Origin of the sequence: Streptomyces sp. NPDC102441 (assembly GCF_044765585.1) — a bacterium.
Lineage (GTDB): Bacteria > Actinomycetota > Actinomycetes > Streptomycetales > Streptomycetaceae > Streptomyces.
This window is the reverse complement of sequence record NZ_JBIWKH010000007.1, coordinates 22,697-47,556: the sequence shown is the minus strand read 5'-3', so window position 1 is coordinate 47,556 and position 24,860 is coordinate 22,697. Positions and strand designations below refer to the sequence as shown.

Sequence of the window (24,860 nt, the reverse complement as noted above, 5' to 3'; positions counted from 1 at the left end):
CAGGATCATCACACGCACGGATTTTCGAGTGCAACGTGACGTCGCCTACTGGCTGGAATCCTGCTGCTTCGGGCACGGGGAGACTTCCAGGACCGCCCACACCGTCTTGCCCGGCCCGTCCGCGCAGGCATACCAGCCCCAGCGGTCGGCGAGGGCCGCGACCAACAGGAGGCCGCGGCCGCCCTCCTGATCGGGCGACGCCGGGTCGGTGGGGGCGGGGAGGCGTTCGCCCCGGGTGTCGGTGACCTCGATGCGGATGGCCGTGCCCTCGGCGGAGAGGCGGAGGCGGAAGTCGCGGCCGGACACGTGACCGTGGCGCACTGCGTTGCTGCTGAGCTCGGCCACTGTCAGCAGCAACGCATCGTGCGCGTCGCTCCCGTACGGAATGCCCCAGGCGTCGAGGCGTTCGCCGGCCAGGCGGCGGGCGAGGCGGGCACCGCGCGGGGTGGGACTGAAACGCATCGTGAAGTCGTGCCAGGGAAAGTGGGCGCGGGCGGTGCGTGCGGTGCGTACGGGGAGGGGCGGTTGCTTGCTGGTCATGCCTCAACGCTGACGCACCGTTGCTGAACGCGACCAGGGGTGACGCGCTGTCGCGACATGGATGTACGCGGTGTGCTCAGGGCCTGTACGCAGGAGGGGCAGGTCGGCGGCGACCCATTCGGGTGCCCCCGCCCCGCCCCTGCTCCCGATTCTGGTTCTCAGCCCTTCGGCTGGGTGAAGCGGAGGTGGTTGCCGAAGGGGTCGCGCAGGCCGCAGTCGATGCCGTACGGACGCTCCGTCGGCTCGTCGGTGAACTCCACGCCCTGCGCCAGCAGCGTCTCGTGCGTCTTGCGGCAGTCGTCCGTGGTGAGGATGAGTGCGCTGCCCAGCGCGCCCTTCGTCAGCAGTTCGCGGACCTGTTCGGCCGTTTCCTCGGACATCGCCGGAGGACCCGGCTTCTCCAGCAGGACCTGGCGGTCGGGCTGCCCGGGGAGGTTTACGGTGAGCCAGCGCATGAAGCCCATGTCGACGTCGGCGTTGACCTCCATGCCGAGCTTGCCGACGTAGAAGTCGAGGGCCTGGTCCTGGTCGAGGACGTAGATCTGTGAGTGCGTGATCGCGTTGAACATGTGCATCACGCTAGTCGGCGGGCCCGGCGAGAACTTATCCAAAACTGCTCAGCCGACGAGCCCGGCAACAAGATCAAGACGACGTGTTAATGATCTGCAAGTCCTTAGTGCAAGGTGGTGCCCACGCTGGCGGAATGGGTCTGTCCCTGCATGAACCGAGCCTGTGGATCGTGTACCCGCACCCCTTCTTCCTGCTGCCGCTTCCTGTAGCCGGTTAGTGCGGGAGTCATGAATCCGACGAAGGAAATGGCGAAGGTGATGAGCCATTGGAAGTCCTCTTCGCCGCTCTCGAAGAAACGGTAAAGGGAGTAGGGTGATATGAGGATCACCAGCGTCCATCCGATGATGCTGACGATCAGCCAGTTCCGCCTCACCCGCTGTGTTTTCTCGTTTGAGAAGACATCAATCGGCACAATATCGCCGCAGTCAAGGCACTGGATCTTCGCTCGGGTCATGCCGGTCCGGGGGCGCGGGACGTCGATGGGCTGAACCCCGTAGGTGTTCGTCCACTCCCAGTACTTCCCGTACTTGAAGCTCCCCTTCCGTTCGGCATCCCCGACGTCTCGGAGGTGGGCAAGCAAGAGCCCCGGGTGCTCAGTCATGCGTGCAGGTTATCGACGACTCGCCAGCCGGACCCAAAAACGACGAGAAAGACGTCATGAAGAAATGTGCAGTCGTGTCCCTTACGGGGGGACCCCGGCGGGACGAAGAAGACCGGCGGCTGCAAGTGGGCGTCCCGGGTGGGAAGCCATGTGGAGACGTCCTGGGGCCGGAACGGGCACACCGGGCCGAAGTGCCCCAGAAACAAGAAGATCCGTGTTGAGTTCTGGGGGCTGTCGTCGAAGGCCTGCGTGACCGCTGACCGCTGACCGCTGACCGCTGACCGCCGGGCCCGGGGTACGGGGCAAGCCGGTACGGCGCAGGATCGGAGGGGTGAAGTATTCCGTCCGGGACGCCCTGGCCCGCGCGGAGCCGGTATCGAGGCCGCTGAGACGCCTAAGGGAGTCTGGACGCCTGCCCGGATCGCCGAGTGGGGTGTGCCGTGGCCTTCGCCGTCAGGGTGGAAGGACGGGCTGATCGAGCGCTGGGAGCCCGTGCACCAGGAGGACGTACTGCCGCCGCCCCCGCCCGGGTTCGCTCAGGACACGCTCTCGCTGGCTGCGCAGATCGAACGGGCAGTCCACTGCTCCGGGTGTGCCGAGTTCGTGAAGTACCCCGCGGAGATCGCGTGTGCGGCTCACAGTGGTCACCATGCGCCGACACGCAGTGATCGCCCTCCTGTCCCTGGCCGCCCTCCTCGGCTGCGCCAGGGACCCCAGTGCGACCGACGCCAAACCAGCGCCCAGTAAGTCGAGCGCCGATCCTGAGGCGGCGCGTATCGCGTGGGCGGACAAGTTCTGCGAGGCGACGAACCCTATCGAGTACGTCGCCCACCCGAAGCCTGTCGACGGCTTCGATAAGTACAAGAAAAACGTCCTGGGGTACATGAAAAAGAGAATTGACATCATGACTGACATGAAACGGAATATCGCAGAGCTGCCCGTGCCGCCACACACCTCCCTCGCCAATGCCAGGAACCGTTACGTCACCCAGCTGGACACAAACATCACAGACCTGGGGAAGCTCCGGGAAGGGACCGAGCGCCGGGTGACCAGGCAAAGCGTGGAAGTATCCGACTCGTTGAGCCGCATCTACACCGACAGCCTGTACGACAAGCGAATCGAACTCTTCGGCTACAACGCCATATCCTCCGAAGCTCAGCGCAAGGCACCGAAGTGTCACGTGTACTAAGGGCTGTCCCGGCGGATCAGCGTGCGGCGTCAGATGCGGTGCATCGCAAGGCGGAGGGGCGTCCGAATACGGATGGGGGCACCTCCCAGGCGAAGCCTGGGGGAGTATTCGGGCGTTCCGACAACGCAGCGAGGTGCCGTAGCTGACGTCGCGCGCCCGCCAGGTATTACGGGACATCCCTCAGGCCCGCTCAGGTACTCGGCCGCGTCCACGCTTTGGTGAAGCAGGTGGGCACGCCCGTGGACACCGCTTCCTTGCGGTACGTCCGCGGCGACCGGCCGACGATGTCGCTGAACGTGCGGCTGAAGGTTCCGGTGCTGCCGAAGCCGATCTCGTAACAGATGTCCGTGACGCTCCTGTCGCTCTCCCGCAGCAGGAACATCGCCCGCTCGACCCGGCGCCGTTGCAGATAGCGGTGTGGGGTCTCGCCGAAGGTGGCGCGGAACGTACGGGCGAAGTGGGCCGGGGAGACGTGGGCGATCCGGGCCAGTGCCGGCACGTCCAGCGGCTGCGCGTACGCACGGTCCATCGCGTCCCGCGCCCGGAGCATGCGGCGGTTGGTCTCTTCCACGGTGCGGCTCACGGCACCATCCCACCACAGGCCAGTCCGTTGCCGGGCGGCTCTGTCATACCTCCTCAGTACGCTCAGGGCATGAGCGTCTCCCTCTACTACTGTGCGAGCCGGGCCACGCCGCTGACGGATGCCGAGACGGCCGCTGTCGAGCGCATCGTCGCGGCCCACATGGCGTCCTTCCCGTACGAGGACCAGGAAAGCCTGTACCTGTACGACAGTGATGACAGCCGACCGGACGAGGTCGTTGCCGGGTCCACCAAGATGCCGCTCGATCCCGGCAAGATACTGCCGGTGCTCGACCATGTGCTGGGCTCGGTCACCGAGTTGCGCCGCGCTCTGCCGGGAGCGGGGTGGCGCGTGCACATGGATGACCTCGACGTCCCGTGGGACGAGACCGAGGGCTACGCCTTCCCCGGCATGCGCGATCCGGACCTCGCTGCCGAGCTGGGCGGCCTCTGAGCTCCGGGAGCTAAGGAGTCCTGTCCTGGACGGACTTCCGGTACCCGCGCACTTCCGTCACTGCCTCCGCTGTTTCCCTGCGCACTTCGGGGTGATCGTGGTGGCGGAATCGCTCGATGATCGGCAGCGCGGCGTGATCGTGAGTACCGCCGAGGATGATCAGGATGTAGGCGAGGAGGAGGGGTTCGAAGCCGTCCGCCCCGGCAGCGAGTGGCTCCACCACCCCATAGGGGAGCTCGTAGCGCGTCGAGGTGGTACAGATCGCGTTCAGCGCCGACTCCTGCACCGCGTGGTCCTCGGCCGAGAGCGCAACGATGACGAGGCGTTCCACGGCGCGCTCGGCGTCGTCCTGCGTCAGGCGGCCCGTCTCCAGGAGGTCGCCGATAGCATCGAGGCCGAGGTGCCGGCTGCGCGCGTCGGAGCCTTCCAGCTCCTCCCAGGCCGCTTCGATCAATGGGGTCAGGCACTGGTCTGCGTCCACGGGGGAGAGGATAGGCGGAAGCGCAGGGGCGAGCGGCGGCCCGCCGGTGCGGGTCTGGTCCTCCACGGCCGGTGCCACCCCGGACTCACCCTCACGGGCTTCGTCGTTTTGCAGGGACCGAGAGGCGACTACGGGTCACCACCGGGGGTTGTATGAGCACGGACAGCCGGATAGCGCTGTCCGCGTGACTGATCAACGCAGCTTCGCCCGTACCGTCATCGCGCTCTCCCTGGCCGTGATCGCCTGTTGTGCGCTCACTCCCACCATCATGCTGCTGACCGGGAGCCCCGCCGTGCAGCCGCAGCGCGTGCTGGATCAGGATGCGCTGGCGCGGGTCGTGCTCAGGATTCCGAGGGCAACGAATTCGGCGTCGTTTGAGGGGCGTTGCGACGGTGCCGCTCACCGCCACTCGTTCCCAGCCATCCTCGCAGTGGACGGACACGCCTCCGGTCAGGGCAGGCGGGTCAGGTCACGGACCCCGGCCTGGTGTTTGCGCACCGTGTCGGGGTCGATTCGTTGGGGGCACCGTAAGCAGGCGTGACGGTGCGCCGCAAGCCGATCACATTTAGTCATACCGGCTGGCCGTGACGGGGGCAGGGAGGGTGGGGAGGTTTTCCCAAACCCCTTCTTTTACCTACCGGGTGAACAACATCGCTCGGATCTCGGACCTCGCGTCCCGACCCCCGAATCCCGAAGCTCAAGCGTCGGACCCGGCCCTCCGGCCGCGTAATCCCAACGAGTGAACGATGTGATTCCGGCGCTCGAAGCTCGGTTCTCGGGTGCCGAGCGTCGGGCCACTCCTTCGATGGAACGCGGCGGGAATGGTGTGCGTGCGAGAGGGTGGGTCGTTACGGTGCCCGAGTGGGACGAGCCGGGGCGGGCGCTGCCTTCCGGGGCCGGTGCCGTCGGTGTGACGGAACCTCGAAGAGCCGTACTTCGCAGGCTGGTTGTACGTGATGGGCCGAGGCGTGTACGTACGTGGGACAGGCGGTGGCGATGACGCAGGACGAGGCGGCCATGGGTGCGGGGGCGGTGAGCCCGTCGGGGACGCAGCCGGAGGGTAAGTCGGAGAACGGCGTGGCGGTCGCGTTCGGGCGGCAGTTGAAGTTGCTGCGGGGGCGGGCGGGGCTGGACCGGGTGGAGTTCGGGAAGCGGCTGGGGTACGCGGCGCAGTCGGTGGCCTCGTTCGAGCAGGGGCGGCGCATCCCGCAGCCGGATTTCGTCGACAAGGCGGACCGGCTGCTGGAGGCCGGCGGGCTGCTGATGGCGCTGAAGGATGAGCTGGTGCGGTCGCAGTACCCGGCGTTCTTCCGGGATATGGCGGGGCTGGAGGCCGAGGCGGTTGAGCTATGTGCGTACGACAGCCACATCGTGAACGGGCTGCTGCAAACCGAGGAGTACATGCGTGCTGTGCTCGGGATGCGCCGACCGCTCCTAGGCGAGGAGACGATCGAGGAGCGTGTGGCTGCCCGCCTCGCACGACAGAAAATTCTCAGCCGTTGGCCCGCGCCGCTGCTCAGCTTCGTCGTGGAGGAGGGCGCGCTGCGGAAGCGGCTCGGCGGCAAGGCGGTCATGCGTGGCCAGCTTGAGCAACTTCTCGTGTTTGGCTCCCTGCGGAACGTGGAGCTACAGCTCATGCCGCTGGATCGCGAGGACAACGCGGGAGTGGATGGCCCGTTCACCGTGATCACGCGCAAGGGCGGGGAGCAGTTCGTCTACATGGAGGTGCAGGGGCGCAGCAACCTGCTGACAAAACGAGACGAGACCCAGCTCGCCGCAGCACGCTATGGAATCATCCGGAGTCAGGCTCTCACTCCGCGAGAGACCCTGGGTTTTGTCGAGAAGTTGCTGGGAGAACTATGAACACCGCAATGGCCCCCGAGCCGGCACTCCTCTGGTCGAAGAGCAGCTACAGCGGTGCCGAAGGCGGGCAGTGTGTTGAGGTGGCTGAGTCACCTGGTGCGGTGCATGTACGTGACTCGAAGCAGCTCGACGGCCCCATGCTGACCGTTGGGGTTCGGGCGTGGGCGGGATTCCTGGGGCTGGCCGCAAACTGAGTCACCCACACGGGGGCCCCGCGCGCTGGCACAGCGTGCGGGGCCCCCGTGTGCGCGGAACCTATTCGTCACCTTCTCCTCGCGGCGATCATCCGCCAGGCGGCCTCTGTGAGCCGTCCCACAGAAGTCACCTGTATGGACCGTTGCCAGACGTGGCAGAATGACTTCTGTACCAGCAGCAGCGCACTCCGGGGTCGGTGTAATTCCGAACCGGCGGTTATAGTCCGCGACCCGTCCGCATCCAGCGGCCGGTTGACCAGGTGAGATTCCTGGACCGACGGTGAAAGTCCGGATGGGAGGCAGTGCGCGGCGGGCCGTCACAGGTACGCCGCCGTCGGCGGATGTGTTCCGGGAAGTCCCGGGGCGTCCACACATCCGTGTCTTCGGTTTCGGCGTTCCCCTGTTGCGTTCCGCTTCATCTGTCGTCATCGACAGGCCCCGGAGTCCGTGCCCGAAGAGGCAGGAGGACCCGGTGGCCACCGCAGCCGAAAGAACCGCCATGCGGCGGGCGATCACGCTCGCAGCCCGCGGACTCGGCGCCACCAGCCCGAATCCGGTCGTCGGATGCGTCATTCTCGACGCCGCCGGGGAACAGGCCGGCGAAGGCTTCCACCAGCGCGCCGGAGGGCCGCACGCCGAGATCCACGCCCTGCGCGAGGCCGGCGAGCGGGCCAGGGGCGGCACCGCCCTCGTCACCCTCGAACCCTGTAACCACACCGGGCGCACCGGACCCTGTGCCCAGGCACTCGTCGAGGCGGGCGTCCGCCGCGTCGTGTACGCGGTCGGCGACCCGAACCCGCAGGCCACCGGTGGTGCGGACACCCTGCGCGCCGCAGGCGTCCAGGTGGAACAGGGCCTCCTCGCCGACGAGGCGGAGGCCGGCAACGCCGCCTGGCTCACGTCGGTCCGCCTCGGCCGCCCGTACGTCCTGTGGAAGTACGCGTCGACCCTGGACGGGCGGATCGCCGCCGCCGACGCCACCAGCCGCTGGATCACCTCGCCCGAGGCCCGCGCCGACGTCCACCGCCTGCGCGCGGAGGCCGACGCCGTGGTGGTCGGCTCCGGCACCGCCCGCGCCGACGACCCACAGCTCGGTGTACGCGGCATCCAGGGCGCCACCCAGCCGCTCCGGGTGGTCGTCGACACCGGCGCCACCGCCGTCCGGCCCGGAGCCCGGGTCCTCGACCCGTCCGCGCCCACCCTGATCGCGGTCGCCGACGACGCCGAGGCCGGCCACCTCCCCGAGGACGCCGTCCTGCGCCTCCCGCGCGCCGCCACCGGGCCCGGCCTGGACATCGACGCGCTGCTCGCCGCCCTGCACGGCCGTGGCGTCCGTTCCGTACTCCTCGAAGGCGGGCCGGTCCTGGCCGGCTCCTTCATCGCCGCGGGAGCGGTCGACACCGTCGTCGGATATCTCGCCCCGGTTCTCCTCGGCGCGGGCCCCGCGGCCCTCGCCGACGCCGGAATCTCCACCATCTCCCAGGCGTTGCGCCTCGATGTGACCGAGACCGTCCGTATCGGCCCCGATCTGCGCATCACCGCCGTCCCCGTCCCTGCTCGGAAGGGAAACTGAGTGTTCACCGGAATTGTCGAAGAACTGGGTGAGGTCACCGCCGTCGAGAAGCTCGACGACGCCTCCCGCTTCCGACTGCGCGGCCCCGTCGTGACCGAGGGCGCCAAACACGGCGACTCCATCGCCGTCAACGGCGTCTGCCTCACCGTCGTGGACCTCGGGGAGAGCGAGTTCACCGCCGACGTCATGGCCGAGACGCTGAACCGCTCCAGCCTCGGCGCGCTGGCAACCGGATCCCGGGTCAACCTGGAACGTCCCATGGCGCTCGGCGGCCGGCTCGGCGGGCACATCGTCCAGGGCCATGTCGACGGCACGGGCCACATCGTCGAGCGACGGGTCTCCGAGAACTGGGAGATCGTCAAGATCTCCCTGCCCACCGGCCTGAGCCGTTACGTGGTGGAGAAGGGCTCGATCACGGTCGACGGCGTGAGCCTGACCGTCGTCGACGCGGCCCCCGACCACTTCACGATCAGCCTCATCCCCACCACCCTCGCGCTGACCACGCTCGGTATCAAGGGGCCCGGCGACCCGGTCAACCTCGAGGTGGACGTCCTCGCGAAGTACGTCGAACGCCTGCTCGGCCACGGCGCCGCGCCCGAATCAGGGGAGCCGGTCGCATGAACGCCCTGGACTGGCTGAACTCGGAGGCGTTCACGGCCTTCGGGCAGCACATCATCTGGTCGGACATGCTCGGCAACACCATCGGCCTGATCGCCCTTGCCCTCGGCTGGCTCCGCTCGGTCTGGACCTGGCCCGCCCAGCTCCTGTCCGGCGTCGTCCTGATCGCCGCCAACGTCTCCGTGCAGCAGGCGGGCAGCGTCGGCAAGCAGCTGATCGTCGTCGCCGTCGCCGTCTGGGGCTGGCAGCAGTGGACCCGCGGCAGGCAGCAGGCCCAGGACGGCTCCATCGCCGTACGCTTCGCCACCTGGCGCGAGCGCGCGTACCTGCTGGGCGGCGCCGTCGTCGGCACCCTCGCGGTCGGCGGCCTCTTCACCGCGTTCCCCTCGCTCTCCTGGAGCCCGTGGGCGGACGCGTACATCTTCGCCGGCACGCTCGTCGCGATGCTGGCCCAGGCTCGCGGCATGGTCGAGTTCTGGTTCGCGTGGCTGCTCGTCGACCTCGTCGGCGTACCGCTCAACTTCCACAGCGGACTCGCCTTCTCCGGTCTCATCTACGTCGTCTACGGCGCCCTCGTCCTGTGGGGCATGCGCGACTGGTGGCTGCGTACGCGGACACCCGCTCTGGAAGGAGCCACGGCATGACTGCCCAGCCCACCTGGTTGCACGACCGCACCCTCGAAGACCTCTCGCTCGACCCCGTCGAGCAGGCGATCCGTGACATCGCGGCCGGCCGGCCCGTCGTGGTCGTCGACGACGAGGACCGGGAGAACGAGGGCGACCTCGTCATCGCCGCAGAGAAGGCGACCCCCGAGATCATCGCGTTCATGATGAGCGAGTGCCGTGGCCTGATCTGCGCGCCCATGGAGAACGACGAGCTGGACCGGCTCGAACTCCCGCAGATGGTCACGCACAACACCGAGTCGATGAAGACGGCCTTCACCGTCTCCGTCGACGCCTCCGCGGACCACGGGGTGACCACCGGGATCTCCGCCGCCGACCGCGCCACCACGCTCCGGATGCTGGCGGGCGGCAAGGCCGGCCCCGGTGACTTCGTGCGCCCCGGCCACGTCTTCCCGCTCCGCGCCCGGTCCGGCGGTGTCCTCGTCCGCGACGGCCACACCGAGGCGGCCGTCGACCTGGCCAGGCTCGCCGGGCTGCGCCCGGCGGGTGCCATCGTCGAGATCGCGGGCGAGGACGGGGTGATGCTGCGGCTCCCGGAACTCGTGCCGTTCGCACGCAAGCACGGCCTCACGATCATCTCCATCGAGGACCTGATCACCTACCGCCGCAGCTCCGAGCCCACCGTGCGCCGCGAGGCCGAGGTCCGGCTGCCCACCACCTTCGGACCGTTCACCGCCTACGGCTACCGCTCCGTCGTCGACGGCGTCGAGCATGTCGCACTCGTCCACGGCGACATCGGCGACGGCCAGGACGTCCTCGTCCGGGTCCACTCCGAATGCCTGACCGGTGACATCTTCGGGTCCCAGCGCTGCGACTGCGGCCCCCAGCTGCACACCTCCATGGAACGCGTCACCGCAGAGGGCCGCGGGGTCGTCGTCTACCTGCGGGGGCACGAGGGCCGTGGCATCGGGCTGCTGTCCAAGCTGCGCGCGTACGAACTCCAGGAGCGCGGCTCCGACACCCTGGACGCCAACCTCGAGCTCGGGCTGCCCGCCGACGCCCGGGACTACGCGGCGGGTGCCCAGATCCTGCGCGACCTCGGCGTGCACAGCCTGCGGCTCATGACGAACAACCCGGACAAGACCGCCGCGCTCGTGCGGCACGGGCTCAAGATCACCGGGCGTGAGCCCATGCCCGTCCAGGCCGGTGAGCACAACCTTCGCTACCTGCGGACCAAGCGGGACCGGATGGGGCACGACCTGCCCTGGCTCGACGCCCCGGCATCGGCCTGCGGCAACCAGTAGAGAGCGGGCCGGCGACCGCCGGCCCATGCAAGCACCGACGAACACGCACAGGAGAGACATGAGCGGCAAGGGCGCACCCGAACTGTCCGTACGCAACTGCGGAGACCTCCGGGTGGCGGTCATCGCGGCCCAGTGGCACGAGAAGGTCATGGACGGGCTCGTCGACGGGGCCCTGCGCGCCCTGAGCGACCTGGGCATCGACGAGCCCACGCTGCTCAGGGTGCCCGGCAGCTTCGAGCTCCCGGTGGTGGCCAAGGTCCTCGCCGGCCGCGGTTACGACGCGATCGTCGCCCTCGGGGTGATCATCCGAGGTGGCACTCCCCACTTCGAATACGTGTCCCAGGGCGTGACCAACGGCCTCACCCAGGTCACCGTCGACACCGGAGTCCCCGTCGGATTCGGCGTGCTCACCTGTGACGACGAGGCACAGGCCCTGGACCGGGCCGGGCTCGACGGCTCCAACGAGGACAAGGGGCACGAAGCGGTCACCGCCGCCGTGGCCACCGCCGCCACACTGCGCACCGTCAGCGAACCCTGGCGCTGAGCAGCGCACCGGGACCCCGTATTCTAAGGACCATCATGGCCAACAAAACCTTCGAAGAGCTCTTCTCCGAGCTCCAGCTCAAGGCCGCCGACGGCGACCCCTCCACCTCCCGCACCGCCGAGCTGGTGGGCAAGGGCGTCCATGCCATCGGCAAGAAGGTCGTCGAGGAGGCCGCCGAGGTCTGGATGGCCGCCGAATACGAGGGCAAGGAAGCCGCCGCCGAGGAGATCTCGCAGCTGCTCTACCACGTCCAGGTGATGATGGTCGCCCGCGGGATCTCCCTCGACGACGTCTACGCCCACCTCTGAGCCGGCCTCGCACGTAGCCGAACACCCTTCCGTACATCCCTCCGCACAAAGGAAACCCGACCTCATGCTGCGCATCGCCGTCCCCAACAAGGGTTCACTCTCCGGGCCTGCGATGGCGATGCTCCATGAGGCCGGCTACCAGCAGCGCAAGGAGTCGAAGGAGCTCGTCCTGGTCGACCCGACCAACGAGGTCGAGTTCTTCTACCTGCGGCCCAGGGACATCGCGATCTACGTCAGCTCCGGCCGGCTCGACATCGGCATCACCGGCCGTGACCTGCTGCTGGACTCCGGTGCCGAGTCCGAGGAGATCCTCCAGCTCGGCTTCGCGCGCTCGACGTTCCGGTACGCCACCAAGCCCGGCACGGCCACCGGCCCCAAGGACTTCGACGGCATGACGATCGCGACGTCCTACGAGGGCATCGTCGCGGCGCACCTGGCCGACGCAGGCGTCAAGGCCTCCGTCGTCCACCTCGACGGCGCGGTCGAGACCGCCATCGAGCTCGGTGTCGCCCAGGTCATCGCCGACGTCGTCGAGACCGGCACCAGCCTGCGCAACGCCGGACTCGAGGTAATCGGCGAGCCGATCATGAAGTCGGAAGCCGTCGTGATCCGGCGTAAGGGTGCCGACGCGGACGACCCCAAGGTGCAGCAGTTCCTGCGCCGGCTGCAGGGCGTCCTGGTCGCCCGCACCTACGTGATGATGGACTACGACTGCCGTGTCGAGCACCTGGAGCGGGCCGTCGCCCTCACCCCGGGGCTGGAGTCGCCGACCATCTCCCCGCTGCACCACGAGGGCTGGGTCGCCGTCCGCTCCATGGTCGCGTCCAAGGAGGCCCAGCGGATCATGGACGACCTGTACGAGCTCGGTGCGCGCGCCATCCTCACGACGGCCATCCACGCCTGCCGCCTCTGACGGCCGGCACACCAGCACACAGAAGGACGACAGCGCCGCCATGTCCGCCCCCGTGCCCCGGCCGCCCGAACTCCCCGCTCTTCCGGCCACCTTCAGGCCCACCCTCACCCGGGTGGTCCTGCTGGCCGTGGGGGCGGCGATGTTCGTCGTCATCACCGTCGTCGCGATGACCCTGGACAATCTCAGCGCGGGGGAGCGGACCAGCTTCGTCTTCGTCGCTCTGCTCTTCTTCGGCGTCCTCGCCCTGCTGAGCAGGCCACGCATCACCGCCGACGCGACGGGGATCACGGTGGTCAACATCACCCGTACCCGCCAACTGGCCTGGGCCGAGATCCTCCGCGTCAATCTGCGCGCCGGTGACCCATGGGTCTTCCTCGATCTCAGCGACGGAACCAGCATGCCCGCACTGGGCATTCAGCCCGGAATCGCCAGAGGAAGAGCCATCAGCGACGCCCGCACACTCCGCGCTCTCGCCGAATTCCACGGCAGCGGAGTGAACGACGCCACTCAGAACGGCTGAGCCCCCTGCCCCGTACGCCCCGATCCCGATTATTCTGGGACCGGTGGCGCACCGGGTGCGCCCCGCCCCGCACCAGAAGGCCCTCGTGGCCGCGGGGCACCTTCCTGCGACCCAAGGAGTGACTCCCTCCAGCAATGGACGGATCGTCCGGTAGTACCTGCGCCGCCCTCTCCCCGGAGGCGGCGGCATGACCACCCCCCTGTTGCTGCTTCTCGCGGCATTCCTTCTCATCCTCGCCAACGGGTTCTTCGTGGCAGCCGAATTCGGGCTCGTCACGGTGGAACGGCCGGACGCCGAACGCGCCGCCGCCGAAGGCGACCGCCGGGCCCGTACCGTCGTCGCCGCCCTGCGTGAACTCTCCTTCCAGCTCTCCGGCACCCAGCTCGGCATCACCATCACCTCGCTGGTCGTCGGCATGCTCGCCGAACCGGCGCTCGCCCAGCTGCTCGCCGGACCGCTCACCGCCACCGGACTGCCCACAGGGGCCGTACCCGGGGTGAGCGTCGTGATCGGCATGCTGTTCGCCTCCGCGGTCCAGATGGTGATCGGCGAGCTCGTGCCCAAGAACTGGGCGGTCTCACGGCCGCTCCAGGTCGCCCGGTTCGTCGCCGGGCCCCAGCACCGCTTCTCCACCCTCCTGCGGCCGGTGATCACCGCCCTGAACACCGTCGCCAACCGGCTGGTCAGGCTGCTGGGAGTCGAGCCCACCGAGGAACTGGCCTCCGCCAGGACCCCGGGCGAGCTCGTCTCCCTGGCCCGGCACTCCGCCGAGGCCGGCACCCTGGAGCAGGACACCGCCGATCTCTTCGTGCGGACCCTGTCCCTCGCCGGACTCACCGCGCAGCACGTCATGACCCCGCGGGTGAAGGTCAGCGCGCTGCAGACGTCGGCGACCGCGGCCGACGTCCTCAACCTCACGCGGGCCACCGGCCTGTCCCGCTTCCCCGTCTACCAGGACCGTATCGACGAGGTCGTCGGCATGGTCCACCTCAAGGACGCCCTGGCCGTCCCCTCCCAGGACCGGCTGCGCACCCCGGTGAGCCGGATCGCCGTGGCACCGCTCCTGGTGCCGGAGACCCTGCCCGTCGAACAGCTGCTCCAGCGGCTGCGCAGCGAGCAGCCGATCGCCGTCGTGGTCGACGAGTACGGCGGCACCGCCGGTGTCGTCACCCTCGAGGACATCATCGAGGAACTCGTCGGCGAGGTCAGGGACGAGCACGACGTGGAGGGCGCCGACCGTCCCGAGCTGACACCCGTGGTCGCCGACGACGGACGGGCGGGCTGGGACGTGGAGGGCAGCACCCGGGTGCTGACCCTGCGGGGGATAGGCCTCGACGTACCCGAAGGGCCGTACGAGACCGTGGCCGGGCTGGTCGCCGATCTGCTGGGACGCATCCCGGCCCCCGGTGACAGGGCCGAACTCCCCGGCTGGCGGATCTCCGTCCGCCAGGTCGGCCACTACCGTGCCGAGCAGGTCCGCTTCGTCCGGCTGACGGACATACCGCCGGCTCCGGCGGAACAGCTCACCCAGGACCTGCTGGAGGCCGTGCGATGAGCCTCGTACAGCTGCTCTTCGCCGGTCTTCTCGTGCTGACGAACGGTTTCTTCGTCGGCGCGGAGTTCGCGCTCGTCTCCGTACGGCGCAGTCAGGTCGAACCCCTCGCGGCAGGCGGGTCCAGCCGGGCCAGACAGGTCCTGCACGGCCTGGAGAACCTGCCGCAGATGATGGCCGCCGCGCAGTTCGGCATCACCATCTGCTCCCTCACGCTCGGCGCCGTCGCGGAGCCGACCGTCGCCCATCTGCTGGAGCCGGTCTTCCACGCGGCGCACGTGCCCGAAGGGCTCGTCCATCCGCTCGGCTTCGCGGTGGCCCTCGTCTCGGTGGTCTTCCTCCATCTCGTCATCGGCGAGATGGTCCCGAAGAACCTGGCGATGGCCGCGCCCGAGAGGACCGCGATGTGGCTGAGCCCCGGTCTGGTCGGCTTCGCCCGGATCTGCCGGCCCGTCACCTCCGCGCTCGGGGCCTGCGCCACGCTCGTGCTGCGGCTCTTCAACGTCGAGCCGAAGGACGAGGTGGAGGCCGTCTTCACCAGTGAGCAGCTCAACCGGCTGGTGGAGGACGCCGGCATGGCCGGCCTGCTCGAACCGGAGGCGCAGGAACGCCTCGGGGACGCCCTCGAACTGGGCAGCAGGCCTGTCACCGATGTGCTGCTCGACCGGGCGACCCTGGTGACGGTGGACCCCTCCGTCACCCCCCGCCGCGTCGAGGAGCTGACCGTACGGACCGGCTACTCGCGCTTCCCCGTCCGCGCGGAGGGCGGCGGCCCCTTCATGGGCTATCTGCACGTCAAGGATGTCCTGGAGCTGGAGGACGGCGAGCGGGCCGTCCCGCAGCAGATCTGGCGCCCGATGGCCACCGTACGGGCGGAGCTCCCCCTGGACGACGCCCTGACGGTCATGCGCCGCGCGGCCACGCATCTCGCCCAGGTCGCCGACGCGTCGGGCAAGGTGCTCGGCCTGGTCGCCATGGAGGACGTCCTGGAGATGCTCGTGGGCGAGGTCCGTGACCCGGCCCACCGTGTCTCGGTGCCCCGCCGCACCGTGGAGGTGCCGAAGGCCATGGCGCCTCTGGGCTGATCCCCGCCGCCGGGCGGCCCCCGCGAGGGCCGCCCGGCGGCTGTTTCACAGGGCTCCGGGTTCCGGCTTCCCCCGGTCCACCGGACCACGCCCCGACAGCACCTCGCCGTACGCCTGCATCAGATCCGGCAGCCGCAGCGTGGCCAGATCGTCCCGGGTCGGTGTGACGGTGTAACCGGACAGCCGCAGATCACGGTAGGCGCAGCTCTTCTCGTACAGGGTGCGCAGGAAACGGCCGTTGCCCAGCTCGTCGATCCAGGCCTGGTCGACCACATGCCCGCTGATGCTGCGCAGCTCGTCGAGCGACTCCTCGTCCCACACGTCGCCGTTCTCGGCGGCCAGCACCTTGCCGATCGCGGTGAGTTCGAGAGGGCGGTAGCTCGGGAAGCCGACACGCGTGGTGAAGCGCGACGAGAGCCCCGGGTTGGTGGAGAGCAGCCGGTCCATGCCCTCCGGATAGCCGGCGAGGATCACCACCAGATGGTCCCTGTTGTCCTCGGCCCGCTTGAGGAGGACCTGCAGGGCCTCGTCGCCGTACGCGTCGCCCTTGCTGTAACCGGAGTTGGAGAGGCTGTATGCCTCGTCCACGAACAGCACCCCGCCGAGTGCCGAATCGATCAGCTCGTTGGCCTTCACCGCCGTCTGTCCGAGGAACTCGCCCACCAGGTCGGACCGTTGGGCCTCCACCAGATGATCGCCGCCGAGGAGCCCGAGGGCGTAGAACACCCGGCCCAGGATGCGGGCGACCGTGGTCTTGCCCGTCCCCGACGGCCCGGAGAAGACGAAGTGACGCTTCGGCGGCTGCACGGGCAGGCCCTGCTCCGCGCGCAGACGCGCCATGTTCAGCTGGGCGGAAAGAGCCTTGACCTGGCGTTTCACCGGTTCGAGTCCGACCATGCGCTCGAGCTCCGCCAGCGCCTCGGCGAGCATCACCGGATCGCTGGGCCCCGCGGGGAACGAGGCGGCGCGCGGCGCTTCCGGCTTCTCCCGCGCCCCGGCGCCGCCGGACCGGGACGGTGGCACCACGGCACCGGGCAGGGCCTGCGGGTCCCGGTCGCCGCCGAGCCAGGGCTCCCGGCCGTCCACCAGGTCGGTGCCGAGCGCCGTGTCGCCGTCGGTCCGGCCCTCCAGGCCCGTGCCGTCCGAACCGAAGCCTGCCAGCGAGACCGCGGCGAGATCGGCGGCCTCGTCGTAACCGTCCCCCTCGGAGATGGCCGCCAGCCTGGCCGAGGTGTCCATGAAGGCCGGGTCCACGCGGTGCACGGCCCTGTACAGCGGCAGGGCCGCCGCACTGCGGCCGGTGCCCTCATGGGCGCGCGCCAGCCAGTAGCGCAGCTCCTTGCGCTGCGGCTGTTCGCTGCGACAGCGCATCAGCGCGGCGGACAGCAGGGGCTCCGCCTGCCCGTACATCTCCAGGCGCACCCGCGCCATCCCGCCGAAGAGCCCCGCCTCGATGCCGAGCAGCGGATCATCGATGAGCTGCTCCGTGGTGCGGACCAGCTGGTCCCAGTCCTTGACCAGATAGGAGCGGCAGGCGTGCAGGAAACGCACCTGGGGATCGGCGTCGACCGGCGGGAGTCCGGCCAACGCCCGGTCCAGCTCCGGCACATGGCGGCCGTCGAGCCAGTGCGAGGCGTGCGCGAGGAGCAGGTCGCGCGGGCTCTCCAGCACCGGCTGCACCCACCACCCCAGCCAGTACCACGAGTTGAGCGTGCGGCGATGGCGGGTGCGCTGCTCGCCGAAGCGGTCGCGATGGCGGTACATGCGTAACAACGCCGTGGTGGTGTCGATCCGCAGCGCGTGCAGCCCGAGCCAGCCGTCCGCCATGCCGGGATCGAAACGCACCGCCGCTCTGAATTCCTCCTCGGCCTGTGGGTACGCGCCCATGGTGTAGGCGTCCACGCCACGCAGCCAGGCAAGGTCGGCCGGGGCCTGCGTGCCCGGCGTGCCGATGTCCATCAGGTCCCCCACAAACCGTGCCCCCAGAATGTCCCGCCCGCACAGTATGCCCAGCTCGGCGCCCCTAATCACCGTGCTGCGGACGGGAATTGACCACAACCGAGACGCATCGTACCTGTACGGGGAGTGAGCGGTTAAGTGCGTAACCGGCGCTTCGGCGGCAGTGACCGAGGGTGAGCGAAGGGCCCGGTCCGGCGGGGCGGGAGGGCAGAACGAAGCCCCCGATCACGGGGGAACAACCGGGGGCTTCGCGTCTGCGGGGGCTCCGAAAAGCCGCACATTGAGAACGTAAGACCTGTACGGCCCCTCGGTCAAGCCGAGTTGGGGCGCCTTCGGGGCTTTTTCCTACCGGCCGGTACGGCCGCCCTCAAACTTCACTGTCTGTGATGATCTGACTCGTCCCCGCTGTCGGGCGAGGGCCTTCCAGCCACTTGTACCCCTGGGGTATCCGCCGTATCACCGCATCCGCGAAGGGAAATGAGGGATCGGCGGCGAAATGGCGGCGCTCCGCGACGGTCCAGCCGTCCCAGAAGTCCGAGAGTCCGGGACCATCACGGCGCCGGCCCTGCTCCCAGGACGCCTCGCTGTCCCCCTCGATCCACAGCAGTCCCGCGAGAAACGGCCGCACCGAGGCGCGCCCCGCCCCCACCCCCTCGATCAGCATCACGGGGGCGGGGTCCAGCGTCCTCAGCGGCCCGAAGCGCCGGGCCGTCCAGTCGTACGGGGCGTACCGCGCGGACTCTCCCCGGGAGAGCGGGTCCAGGACCAGCGCCCGGAGCCTGTCCGCCCAGGCGAAGAGCTCCTCATGCGTCGCCAGATCGTCCAGGCGCAGGACGGGGGCGCCGCCGAGTGACATGGCCAGGCGGTCGGCGAAGGTGCTCTTCCCGGACCCCGCGTGCCCGTCGACCGCGATCAGCCGCACCGGCCCGCAGGACGGGGGCAGGGAGCGCAGCCGGCACGCGTGGTCCGCCAGGTCGTTCATCTCTCCACCCTACGAGAGCCCGGGCCCCTCTCGCGGTCCCGCCCAGGTCACGCCAGTGGACCAGACCAATATTGCCGACGCGGCACGGGACGAATCACTGGCCGGATCCGTCCTCGACCCGCGATAGTTGGCGCACCGATCGGCACCCGCAGCCCCAATCCGCCAACGACCGGGGGTCTCGCCCATGTCCAGACCGACTTCACGCAGGACCGTGCTCACCGCCGCGCTCGCGGCAGCGGCCGGGGCCGGCACCGCGGCCTCCGCCGGCCCGGCGAACGCCGCCCCCTCCCGTAACTCCTCATCACCGGTGGCAGCCTCGCTCGTCGACAACCGCTTCTGGACCACGTACACCGACTGGCGCTGCGGTTCGTCCGCCGGGACCGGCGCCGTCGCCGGGCGCAGGCCGGGCCTGGTGATCGCCGCTCCCGCCGGAAGCACCGACTACACCGACCCGCACACCGGCACGACCAGCACCTGGGAGTACGCCACCTGGACCTCCCCGGTCCACCGCTCCGCCACCCCCGCCACCGAGGTGATCGCCTCCTGGAACGCCCACACCCCCCAGGGCACCTGGATCCAGATCGAGCTGCGCGGCAGCTATTCGGACGGGACGGACACGCCCTGGTACGTGATGGGCCGCTGGGCCGCCGGTGACACGGACATCCGCCGCACCTCCGTGGACGACCAGACCGACGGCAGGAGCTCGGTCTGGACCGACACCCTCTCCCTGGACGACGCGGCGAGCGGGCTGCGGCTGGTGTCCTACCGTCTGAGGCTCACCCTCCACCGCGCCCCCGGGACCGGCCTCACACCCACGGTCCACCGGGTCGGCGCCATGGCCTCGGACATCCCCGACCGCTTCACCGTCCCCGCCACGGAACCCGGCACCGCCCGGGAGCTGGAGGTGCCCCGCTACTCGCAGAACATCCATGTGGGGGAGTACCCGGAGTACGACAACGGGGGCGAGGCCTGGTGCAGCCCCACCTCCTCGCAGATGATCGTCGAGTACTGGGGCCGCATCCCCACCCCCGAGGACCTGGCCTGGGTCAAGCCGGGCATCGCCGACCCCCAGGTCTGCCACGCGGCCCGCTACACCTTCGACCACCAGTACGAGGGGTGCGGCAACTGGCCCTTCAACGCCGCCTACGCCGCGACGTACCAGGACATGAACGCCGTGGTCACTCGGCTGGGGTCGCTGACCGACGTGGAGAGGCTGGTCGCCGCGGGCATCCCGGTCATCACCTCCCAGTCGTTCCTCGAGGGCGAGCTGACAGGGGCGGGTTACGGGACCTCCGGTCATCTGATGACGGTCATCGGCTTCACGGCCGAAGGTGACGTGATCGCCAACGACCCCGCGTCGCCGTCCAACGACGCGGTGCGCCGCGTCTACCGGCGGCGTGAGTGGGAGAACATCTGGCTCCGTACGAAGCGCTACGACGCGAACGGCGCGGTCAGAGGCGGTACGGGCGGGGTCTGCTATGTCTACTGGCCGGCTGTCCCGGCACCGAGCCAGCGCCGCGTTCTGCGGTCGCTCAGGCTGACCTGAGCAGGTAGGGACCGACGGCCGCCTCGACGACCTGACGGCAGCGCTCCTGACCGTCCCGCGTGAGGCGGCCGTACCGGTCCACGGTGACCTTGAGCCTTTGCCAACCTGACGGCACCGGTTGCGTGTTGGACGGATCTACGGAACGACGAAGCTCCTGGTAGACGGGTTCACGACCAAGATCCACCGTCCGCCAGGAGCTTCGTGTCTGCCCGCCGTCGATCGACCTGTCCAGTCGCACCCTGCGGTACCTGACCGGACGACTTCAATGGGTCTCTGTTCATGCGTTGTGATGTCACGGCCGCTCAGGTCTGAATGAACGTCGAGGTCGGCATACCCGCGGCTTCGCCTCGGCATTGAGGGCATCCGTCCCGTGCGCCGCGAGAGGGTCCTGTGACCGGCAAGAATCCGTCGATGCCTCTCTGTGGCGTGCCAGGCGCATTCGGTCAGCGGGCTGGGTGGTTCCCTGCCCATACCGTGGGGATTCGGCCTGACCACGGACTTGCCTGTTCGAGTTGTCCGGCGAGGCGGAAGAGCCGGCCTTCGAGGCCGTATCCGGCGGCGAACTGCATACCGACCGGGAGCCCCGTCCCGGCGTCGGCCGTCACGGGTACGGACATGGCGGGCGTGCCTGCCACGTTGAACGGCATGGTGAACGGCGACAGGTCATTGATGCGCTCGATCCAGCCGAGGCCGTCCAGTGTCTCCGCACCCTCCGTATGAGTGCCCAGAGACACGGGAGGCTCCGGCAGGGTCGGCGAGAGGAGGATGTCGTACGCGTCGAAGTACCGCGCCAGGCTTCGGGCCACTCGGTTCCGCATCGCGAGGGCGGTGTGGAATTGCGTGCCGCCGACCCGCTGCCCGTAGTGGTAGCCGGCGAGGGTCGCCGGCTCAAGGGTCGAGGAGTCGATGGGACGGCCGAAGGCGGCGGCCAGCCCGTCGACCAGGGTGGTGAGGTTCACCGTCATGAGCCGAGCACTGGCCAGGACGAATTCCTCCCAGCCGGCGCCGAGGTCGACTTCAACCTCCTCCACATGGTGGCCGAGGAATTCAAGCAACCGCACGGTGCGGGAGAGGGCGTCGGTCACCGGGGCGGTAGTGCGGCGTCCGCCCCACGCCTGGGCGAGGACACCGATTCGCAACGAGCCCGGATGACGGGTGACTTCTTCCGCGTACGCCCGTGACGGCTGCTGGGCGAAGTAGGGGTCGCCCGACTCCGGGCCGCGTATCTGGTCGAGCAGTACCGCACTGTCGCGTACGGTGCGGCTGACGCTGCCGTGCACGGCCAGGCCGTTGAAGACCTCGTCGACGTCGGGCCCCATGGACACCCGGCCACGGGTGGGCTTGATCCCGAAGAGGCCGTTGTAGGCGGCGGGGATACGGAGCGATCCGGCGGCGTCGGTGCCATGGGCGACCGGGACCACCCCGGCGGCGACAGCGGCGGCCGCGCCTCCACTGGATCCGCCCGCGCTGCGCTCCAGATCCCACGGGTTGCGGGTCGCGCCGTACAACGCTGATTCCGTCGAGATTCCATAGGCCATCTCCGGCGTCGCGGTGCGCCCGAACGTCACGAGGCCCGCGCGCCGGAAGCGCTGCATCAGTGAGGAGTCGGCGCCGGCGACGTTACCGGCCGCCAGGCGGCTTCCCAGCTCCATCCGCCTCCCGGCCATGGCCACCGCGACGTCTTTGATCAGAAAAGGGACGCCGGCCAGTGGTGTGCTGCCGGGGACAGGTTCGTCGTCGGTCAGCCATGTCTCCACGACGGCGTTGATCCGCGGATCAACTGCCTGTACGGCCTCGCGCGCGGCTGCCTCCAGCTCGGCGGGGAGTACCTCGCCCTTGGCCACCAGCTCCGCCAGCCCGACTGCGTCGAAGCTCACGTACTCAGAAACTCTCACTGCCGCTCCCTGCAAGAACAATACCGTCGAGTGTCGGACGATACCGTACGGTATCGAAGGGGTCGAACTGGTACCGTGAGAGCGGTTGTGAACCGCACGATCGACCGGAGTGACGGAGTAGTCATGGCATCGCCCCTCAGAAGGCCGAGCAGAGTGGCGAAGCTGCCGCCTCGTGAGCGCATTCTCGACGCGGCCGAAGAGCTCTTCCAGAGGGAAGGGATCCGGCAGGTCGGGGTCCAGACGATCGCCGACAAGGCCGAGACCACCAAAATGGCGATCTACCGGCACTTCGAGACCAAGGACGCGCTGGTCGCGGAGTGGCTGCGGATCGTCGCCGCGGACTATCAGGCGGCCTTCGACCGCGTGGAAACCGAATACCCCGACCGGCCCGAGGAGCAGATTCTGGGCCTGGCCCGCTTCATCGCCGAGGGGCTGCCGGCGATCTCATACAGGGGCTGTCCGTTCATCAACTCCCTCGCCGAGCTGCCCGACCGCCTTCATCCGGCACGGCAAGTGATCGAGGAACACAAGGCCCACCAGGCCCGCAGGCTGATCGGCATGTGCACCCAAGCGCAGATGTCCGACCCCGGGCAGGCCGCGGCCGAGATCACCTTCGTACTCGAAGGGGCGCAGGTCACCACACAGAACGGAAGCATCGATCAGACGGGAGACCGCCTGATGAAGATCGTCGAGGGAATCGTGGACCGGCACCGCTCCCACCTCGGCGCACACAGGGCGGCTGACTGACCGCCCGCGCCGCCCGCCCGACCACCGCTCGACGTGGGCATGCGAGTGTGACCTGGCGCGCCCGCTCACCTGGAAAGCGTCTTCTAAGGCCAGGCTCTGGGAGCCCCGCCGTCTGTGGCTCCGTCTGTTCACCACGGCCGGACAGTTCGTCACCACCGGCCACCGGCTGATCCTCCGCCTGGCCCGGCACCGGCCCTGGACCAGCCACATAACCGCCGCCCTCAAGCGGCTCGCGCTCCTACCGAACCCCGGCTGACCAGCAATTTCCCCGTCCCTAGGACAGCAGCCCGACACGGGAGCACTGGAACCCGGCGCCACCCCGAGACGACACTCGGGCCCTCGGCCTGCCCACCCTCAGCCCACGGCACGAAAACGGTCCACCGGCTCCTTCGGCGGACCGTCATGAAACTTCGAGGCTTGACCGAATCGTCGGTGTCCACCGGACTCAGGGATACGATGATTGGCTGCGCAGTGACGTAGCCAATCCGTACCCTCACTAATTGCGCGGTTCAGAATCAGGCACTGCCCAAGGTGCGGCGATTTCGAAGGATGTGCTCGACCGGTAACGACCGGTCTCCTCCGAGGGATCAAGCCACAGCTCCAGGTTGTCGCGGCAACGGAGGTATCTGCCCGGGTAGTTGTGAGATTCCAAGGACACCGATCCCTCGACTGAGCCCGAGCGGACGCAGAATGTCGCGTCCGCCTGGAAAAGGGGACTTCCGTCATTCGCGTCTCTTCTGATCCGGAAGTTGAAGTGTCGCAGGTACTCGCCATTTGTGTCCTTGAACGAGAAGCAGTGGCGGTCGGCCAGCCCGGGGGTGACGGTGAATGTGGCATCGGTACGCGCGGAGGCAGGACTTTCGGCGCCGACTCGCGCGACGAGGGCGACCCCGTTGCTCCGGGCAACGTATCTGTCCGGGTGGGAGATCGACCGGAGGGTGTGGCTCCCCAGAAGTGTGCTGGCGGCCGTCGATATGACGGGCGAGGGAGAGGTGGGCGTGAGGGTGGGAGTCGAGGTAGGGGTGCGGGTGGGAGTCGGGGCAGGGGAAGTGGCCGGATTCGCCGTCACGGATGTCGTCGGAGTGGCCGGAGCCGACGCATCGGGACCGTGACTCTGCGCGGTGACATACCAGGCTGCGAGGCCGACCAGCAGAACACCTCCCGCGGTTGCTGCGCCAGCAGGGCCGGCCACGAGTCTGGCCAGCGTTCGAGGAGCTCGCGCTGTACCACCGGTCACCGGGCCACGCGTGCCTGCCTGTGCACTGGTTGCAGTCGCCTTCGACGGCGCAGACAACGCTGTATGCAGGACGGCCGCGGTCAGGCCGACCGGTAGTGGGACGAGGGCCAGACCTCCGAGCAGGCCCTCGACAGGCATGAGGGCGGAAGAAGCAAGACTGCACCGGGGGCAGTCGCGGACGTGACGATGGAGACGCTTGCGCCAGAGCGCGTTCGGGCTTCCGTCCCAGGGGGGCAGCAGAGCCGCCAGGTCGGAGCAGCGCGGTGAAGCTGCCAGGGCCCGCAGGATCGAGCGCGCGGCTTCCAGCCGTTCCTTCACCCGCTGTACTCGGACAGTGGCGTGACGGGGCGGCAGTTCGCTGGCTGCCGCCAGTTCGGCTCGGGTGAGCTGGCCGGCCGCCTCCAGCCACCACAGCGAGAGGATCTCCCGGTCCTCGTCCTCCAGCCAGCGCGTGGCCTCCGCGGCCTCCAGCCGCTGTCCGGCAAGCTCCAGACGGAGAACAGTGACGTCGGTGAAGTCGGCCAGCGGGTCGGCTCGGTGGACGGCGTCCTCGTACAAGCCCAGCTGTGGACCTGCTTGGTTGCGGTGGCGCCAGTCGCGTACCTGTCGCACAGCGATGGCGATCAACCATGACCGGAAGCGTTCGGGTTCTCGCAACGAGGACAGCTTGTCCACGACGCGCAGCACCGTCTCCTGGACCACGTCGTCGACGTCGGGGTGCCCGTCCATGGCGCGCCCGACGACGTTGTAGACCAGTGGCAGGTAACCCTCGACGAGTTCCTCCAACCCTTGAGGGTCGCCCTCGCGCGCTGACAGGACGACTGATATGTCGGGTCGATCATGGATGTCCTTCGAGCGCATGCGCCCCACCTCGTTCTCTGTCGCCGCAGCTGCCGCATGGGGTGCCGAGTTGACGTGGCCGCATCTGCGTCGACTTCCACCCAGTGACCTAAGTCACATCTTTGGTGCGTCATTTTCTGTGA

At 69.0% G+C, this 24,860-nt stretch carries 26 protein-coding genes, 1 pseudogene and 1 riboswitch; of the genes and pseudogenes, 18 read left to right on the top strand and 9 right to left on the bottom strand.

Annotated features, from left to right (window positions below; all coding sequences use genetic code 11):
• Positions 1-45: 45 nt before the first annotated feature.
• From ACIREO_RS16680 to ACIREO_RS16670, 3 genes are all read right to left on the bottom strand, one after another.
• Entirely contained in the window at positions 46-540 is a 495-nt protein-coding gene (locus ACIREO_RS16680) for an ATP-binding protein (protein WP_404110116.1), read from the bottom strand.
• A gap of 158 nt (positions 541-698) precedes the next feature.
• Complete coding sequence (locus ACIREO_RS16675) at positions 699-1,109, bottom strand: VOC family protein (protein ID WP_404110114.1); 411 nt, start codon at positions 1,107-1,109, stop codon at positions 699-701.
• A gap of 104 nt (positions 1,110-1,213) precedes the next feature.
• Positions 1,214-1,711, bottom strand: a complete 498-nt coding sequence (locus ACIREO_RS16670) for a hypothetical protein (RefSeq protein WP_404110111.1) — start codon at positions 1,709-1,711, stop codon at positions 1,214-1,216.
• A 649-nt stretch (positions 1,712-2,360) separates the two neighbouring features.
• On the opposite strand from ACIREO_RS16670, the gene ACIREO_RS16665 reads away from it, so the two are divergent.
• Positions 2,361-2,900, top strand: coding sequence for a hypothetical protein (locus ACIREO_RS16665; protein WP_404110110.1), 540 nt, complete (start codon positions 2,361-2,363; stop codon positions 2,898-2,900).
• 190 nt (positions 2,901-3,090) lie between these two features.
• Here ACIREO_RS16665 and ACIREO_RS16660 read toward each other — a convergent pair whose 3' ends face one another.
• Entirely contained in the window at positions 3,091-3,483 is a 393-nt protein-coding gene (locus tag ACIREO_RS16660) for a helix-turn-helix domain-containing protein (protein WP_404110108.1), read from the bottom strand.
• Between the two features lie 69 nt (positions 3,484-3,552).
• On the opposite strand from ACIREO_RS16660, the gene ACIREO_RS16655 reads away from it, so the two are divergent.
• A complete protein-coding gene (locus ACIREO_RS16655) occupies positions 3,553-3,933 on the top strand; it encodes a hypothetical protein (protein WP_404110106.1) in 381 nt (126 codons plus the stop codon).
• A 10-nt stretch (positions 3,934-3,943) separates the two neighbouring features.
• Here the strand turns inward: ACIREO_RS16655 and ACIREO_RS16650 are convergent, their stop codons facing one another.
• Complete coding sequence (locus ACIREO_RS16650) at positions 3,944-4,414, bottom strand: hypothetical protein (RefSeq protein WP_404110104.1); 471 nt, start codon at positions 4,412-4,414, stop codon at positions 3,944-3,946.
• A 184-nt stretch (positions 4,415-4,598) separates the two neighbouring features.
• Between ACIREO_RS16650 and ACIREO_RS16645 the strand changes: the two genes are divergently transcribed.
• From ACIREO_RS16645 to ACIREO_RS16585, 13 genes are all read left to right on the top strand, one after another.
• On the top strand, positions 4,599-4,955 hold the full coding sequence (locus ACIREO_RS16645; protein WP_404110102.1) for a hypothetical protein: 357 nt from the start codon (positions 4,599-4,601) through the stop codon (positions 4,953-4,955).
• A 455-nt stretch (positions 4,956-5,410) separates the two neighbouring features.
• Positions 5,411-6,277 (top strand): helix-turn-helix domain-containing protein, encoded by an 867-nt coding sequence (locus tag ACIREO_RS16640; protein WP_404110099.1) that lies wholly within the window; start codon positions 5,411-5,413, stop codon positions 6,275-6,277.
• Positions 6,274-6,471 carry a DUF397 domain-containing protein gene (locus ACIREO_RS16635; protein WP_404110096.1) on the top strand — a complete coding sequence of 66 codons (198 nt, stop codon included), beginning with the start codon at positions 6,274-6,276 and terminating at the stop codon, positions 6,469-6,471. Before ACIREO_RS16640 ends, ACIREO_RS16635 begins: the two co-directional genes overlap by 4 nt.
• A gap of 179 nt (positions 6,472-6,650) precedes the next feature.
• A riboswitch (FMN riboswitch) is annotated at positions 6,651-6,781 on the top strand.
• 162 nt (positions 6,782-6,943) lie between these two features.
• Positions 6,944-8,044 (top strand): bifunctional diaminohydroxyphosphoribosylaminopyrimidine deaminase/5-amino-6-(5-phosphoribosylamino)uracil reductase RibD, encoded by a 1,101-nt coding sequence (gene ribD, locus ACIREO_RS16630; RefSeq protein ID WP_404110093.1) that lies wholly within the window; start codon positions 6,944-6,946, stop codon positions 8,042-8,044.
• Entirely contained in the window at positions 8,045-8,665 is a 621-nt protein-coding gene (locus ACIREO_RS16625; protein WP_404110090.1) for a riboflavin synthase, read from the top strand. It abuts the gene before it with no gap.
• Positions 8,662-9,306, top strand: coding sequence for a nicotinamide riboside transporter PnuC (locus tag ACIREO_RS16620; protein ID WP_404110087.1), 645 nt, complete (start codon positions 8,662-8,664; stop codon positions 9,304-9,306). The genes ACIREO_RS16625 and ACIREO_RS16620 overlap by 4 nt, the downstream gene beginning before the upstream one ends.
• Positions 9,303-10,589, top strand: coding sequence for a bifunctional 3,4-dihydroxy-2-butanone-4-phosphate synthase/GTP cyclohydrolase II (locus ACIREO_RS16615; protein ID WP_404110084.1), 1,287 nt, complete (start codon positions 9,303-9,305; stop codon positions 10,587-10,589). Before ACIREO_RS16620 ends, ACIREO_RS16615 begins: the two co-directional genes overlap by 4 nt.
• A 58-nt stretch (positions 10,590-10,647) precedes the next feature.
• Positions 10,648-11,133 (top strand): 6,7-dimethyl-8-ribityllumazine synthase, encoded by a 486-nt coding sequence (gene ribH, locus ACIREO_RS16610; protein ID WP_404110081.1) that lies wholly within the window; start codon positions 10,648-10,650, stop codon positions 11,131-11,133.
• 35 nt (positions 11,134-11,168) lie between these two features.
• On the top strand, positions 11,169-11,441 hold the full coding sequence (locus ACIREO_RS16605) for a phosphoribosyl-ATP diphosphatase (RefSeq protein ID WP_328539883.1): 273 nt from the start codon (positions 11,169-11,171) through the stop codon (positions 11,439-11,441).
• Between the two features lie 64 nt (positions 11,442-11,505).
• Complete coding sequence (hisG, locus tag ACIREO_RS16600) at positions 11,506-12,354, top strand: ATP phosphoribosyltransferase (RefSeq protein ID WP_404110076.1); 849 nt, start codon at positions 11,506-11,508, stop codon at positions 12,352-12,354.
• 40 nt (positions 12,355-12,394) lie between these two features.
• Positions 12,395-12,874: a PH domain-containing protein gene (locus ACIREO_RS16595; RefSeq protein ID WP_404110073.1), complete on the top strand. Its 480-nt coding sequence runs from the start codon at positions 12,395-12,397 to the stop codon at positions 12,872-12,874.
• A gap of 187 nt (positions 12,875-13,061) precedes the next feature.
• Positions 13,062-14,429, top strand: a complete 1,368-nt coding sequence (locus ACIREO_RS16590) for a hemolysin family protein (RefSeq protein WP_404110070.1) — start codon at positions 13,062-13,064, stop codon at positions 14,427-14,429.
• Positions 14,426-15,511 carry a hemolysin family protein gene (locus tag ACIREO_RS16585; protein ID WP_404110068.1) on the top strand — a complete coding sequence of 362 codons (1,086 nt, stop codon included), beginning with the start codon at positions 14,426-14,428 and terminating at the stop codon, positions 15,509-15,511. The genes ACIREO_RS16590 and ACIREO_RS16585 overlap by 4 nt, the downstream gene beginning before the upstream one ends.
• 45 nt (positions 15,512-15,556) lie before the next feature.
• On the opposite strand, the gene ACIREO_RS16580 is transcribed toward ACIREO_RS16585, so the two are convergent.
• On the bottom strand, positions 15,557-17,470 hold the full coding sequence (locus tag ACIREO_RS16580; RefSeq protein ID WP_404110066.1) for an AAA family ATPase: 1,914 nt from the start codon (positions 17,468-17,470) through the stop codon (positions 15,557-15,559).
• Between the two features lie 367 nt (positions 17,471-17,837).
• Positions 17,838-18,452: a uridine kinase gene (locus ACIREO_RS16575; protein ID WP_404110063.1), complete on the bottom strand. Its 615-nt coding sequence runs from the start codon at positions 18,450-18,452 to the stop codon at positions 17,838-17,840.
• 184 nt (positions 18,453-18,636) lie between these two features.
• Here ACIREO_RS16575 and ACIREO_RS16570 point away from each other — a divergent pair, with 184 nt between their 5' ends.
• Positions 18,637-19,998 carry a peptidase C39 family protein gene (locus ACIREO_RS16570; protein WP_404110060.1) on the top strand — a complete coding sequence of 454 codons (1,362 nt, stop codon included), beginning with the start codon at positions 18,637-18,639 and terminating at the stop codon, positions 19,996-19,998.
• Positions 19,999-20,441: 443 nt separating this feature from the next.
• Here ACIREO_RS16570 and ACIREO_RS16565 read toward each other — a convergent pair whose 3' ends face one another.
• The gene (locus ACIREO_RS16565) at positions 20,442-21,893 is read right to left on the bottom strand and encodes an amidase (protein WP_404110057.1); all 1,452 of its coding nucleotides are present in this window, start codon (positions 21,891-21,893) and stop codon (positions 20,442-20,444) included.
• 123 nt (positions 21,894-22,016) lie between these two features.
• Between ACIREO_RS16565 and ACIREO_RS16560 the strand changes: the two genes are divergently transcribed.
• Together ACIREO_RS16560 and ACIREO_RS16555 are read left to right on the top strand one after the other, a co-directional pair.
• On the top strand, positions 22,017-22,640 hold the full coding sequence (locus ACIREO_RS16560; protein ID WP_404110054.1) for a TetR/AcrR family transcriptional regulator: 624 nt from the start codon (positions 22,017-22,019) through the stop codon (positions 22,638-22,640).
• A gap of 79 nt (positions 22,641-22,719) precedes the next feature.
• Positions 22,720-22,896: pseudogene (locus tag ACIREO_RS16555) on the top strand (IS1380 family transposase); the annotation flags it as partial.
• Between the two features lie 240 nt (positions 22,897-23,136).
• Here ACIREO_RS16555 and ACIREO_RS16550 read toward each other — a convergent pair.
• A complete protein-coding gene (locus ACIREO_RS16550; RefSeq protein ID WP_404110051.1) occupies positions 23,137-24,738 on the bottom strand; it encodes a sigma-70 family RNA polymerase sigma factor in 1,602 nt (533 codons plus the stop codon).
• Positions 24,739-24,860: the final 122 nt, after the last annotated feature.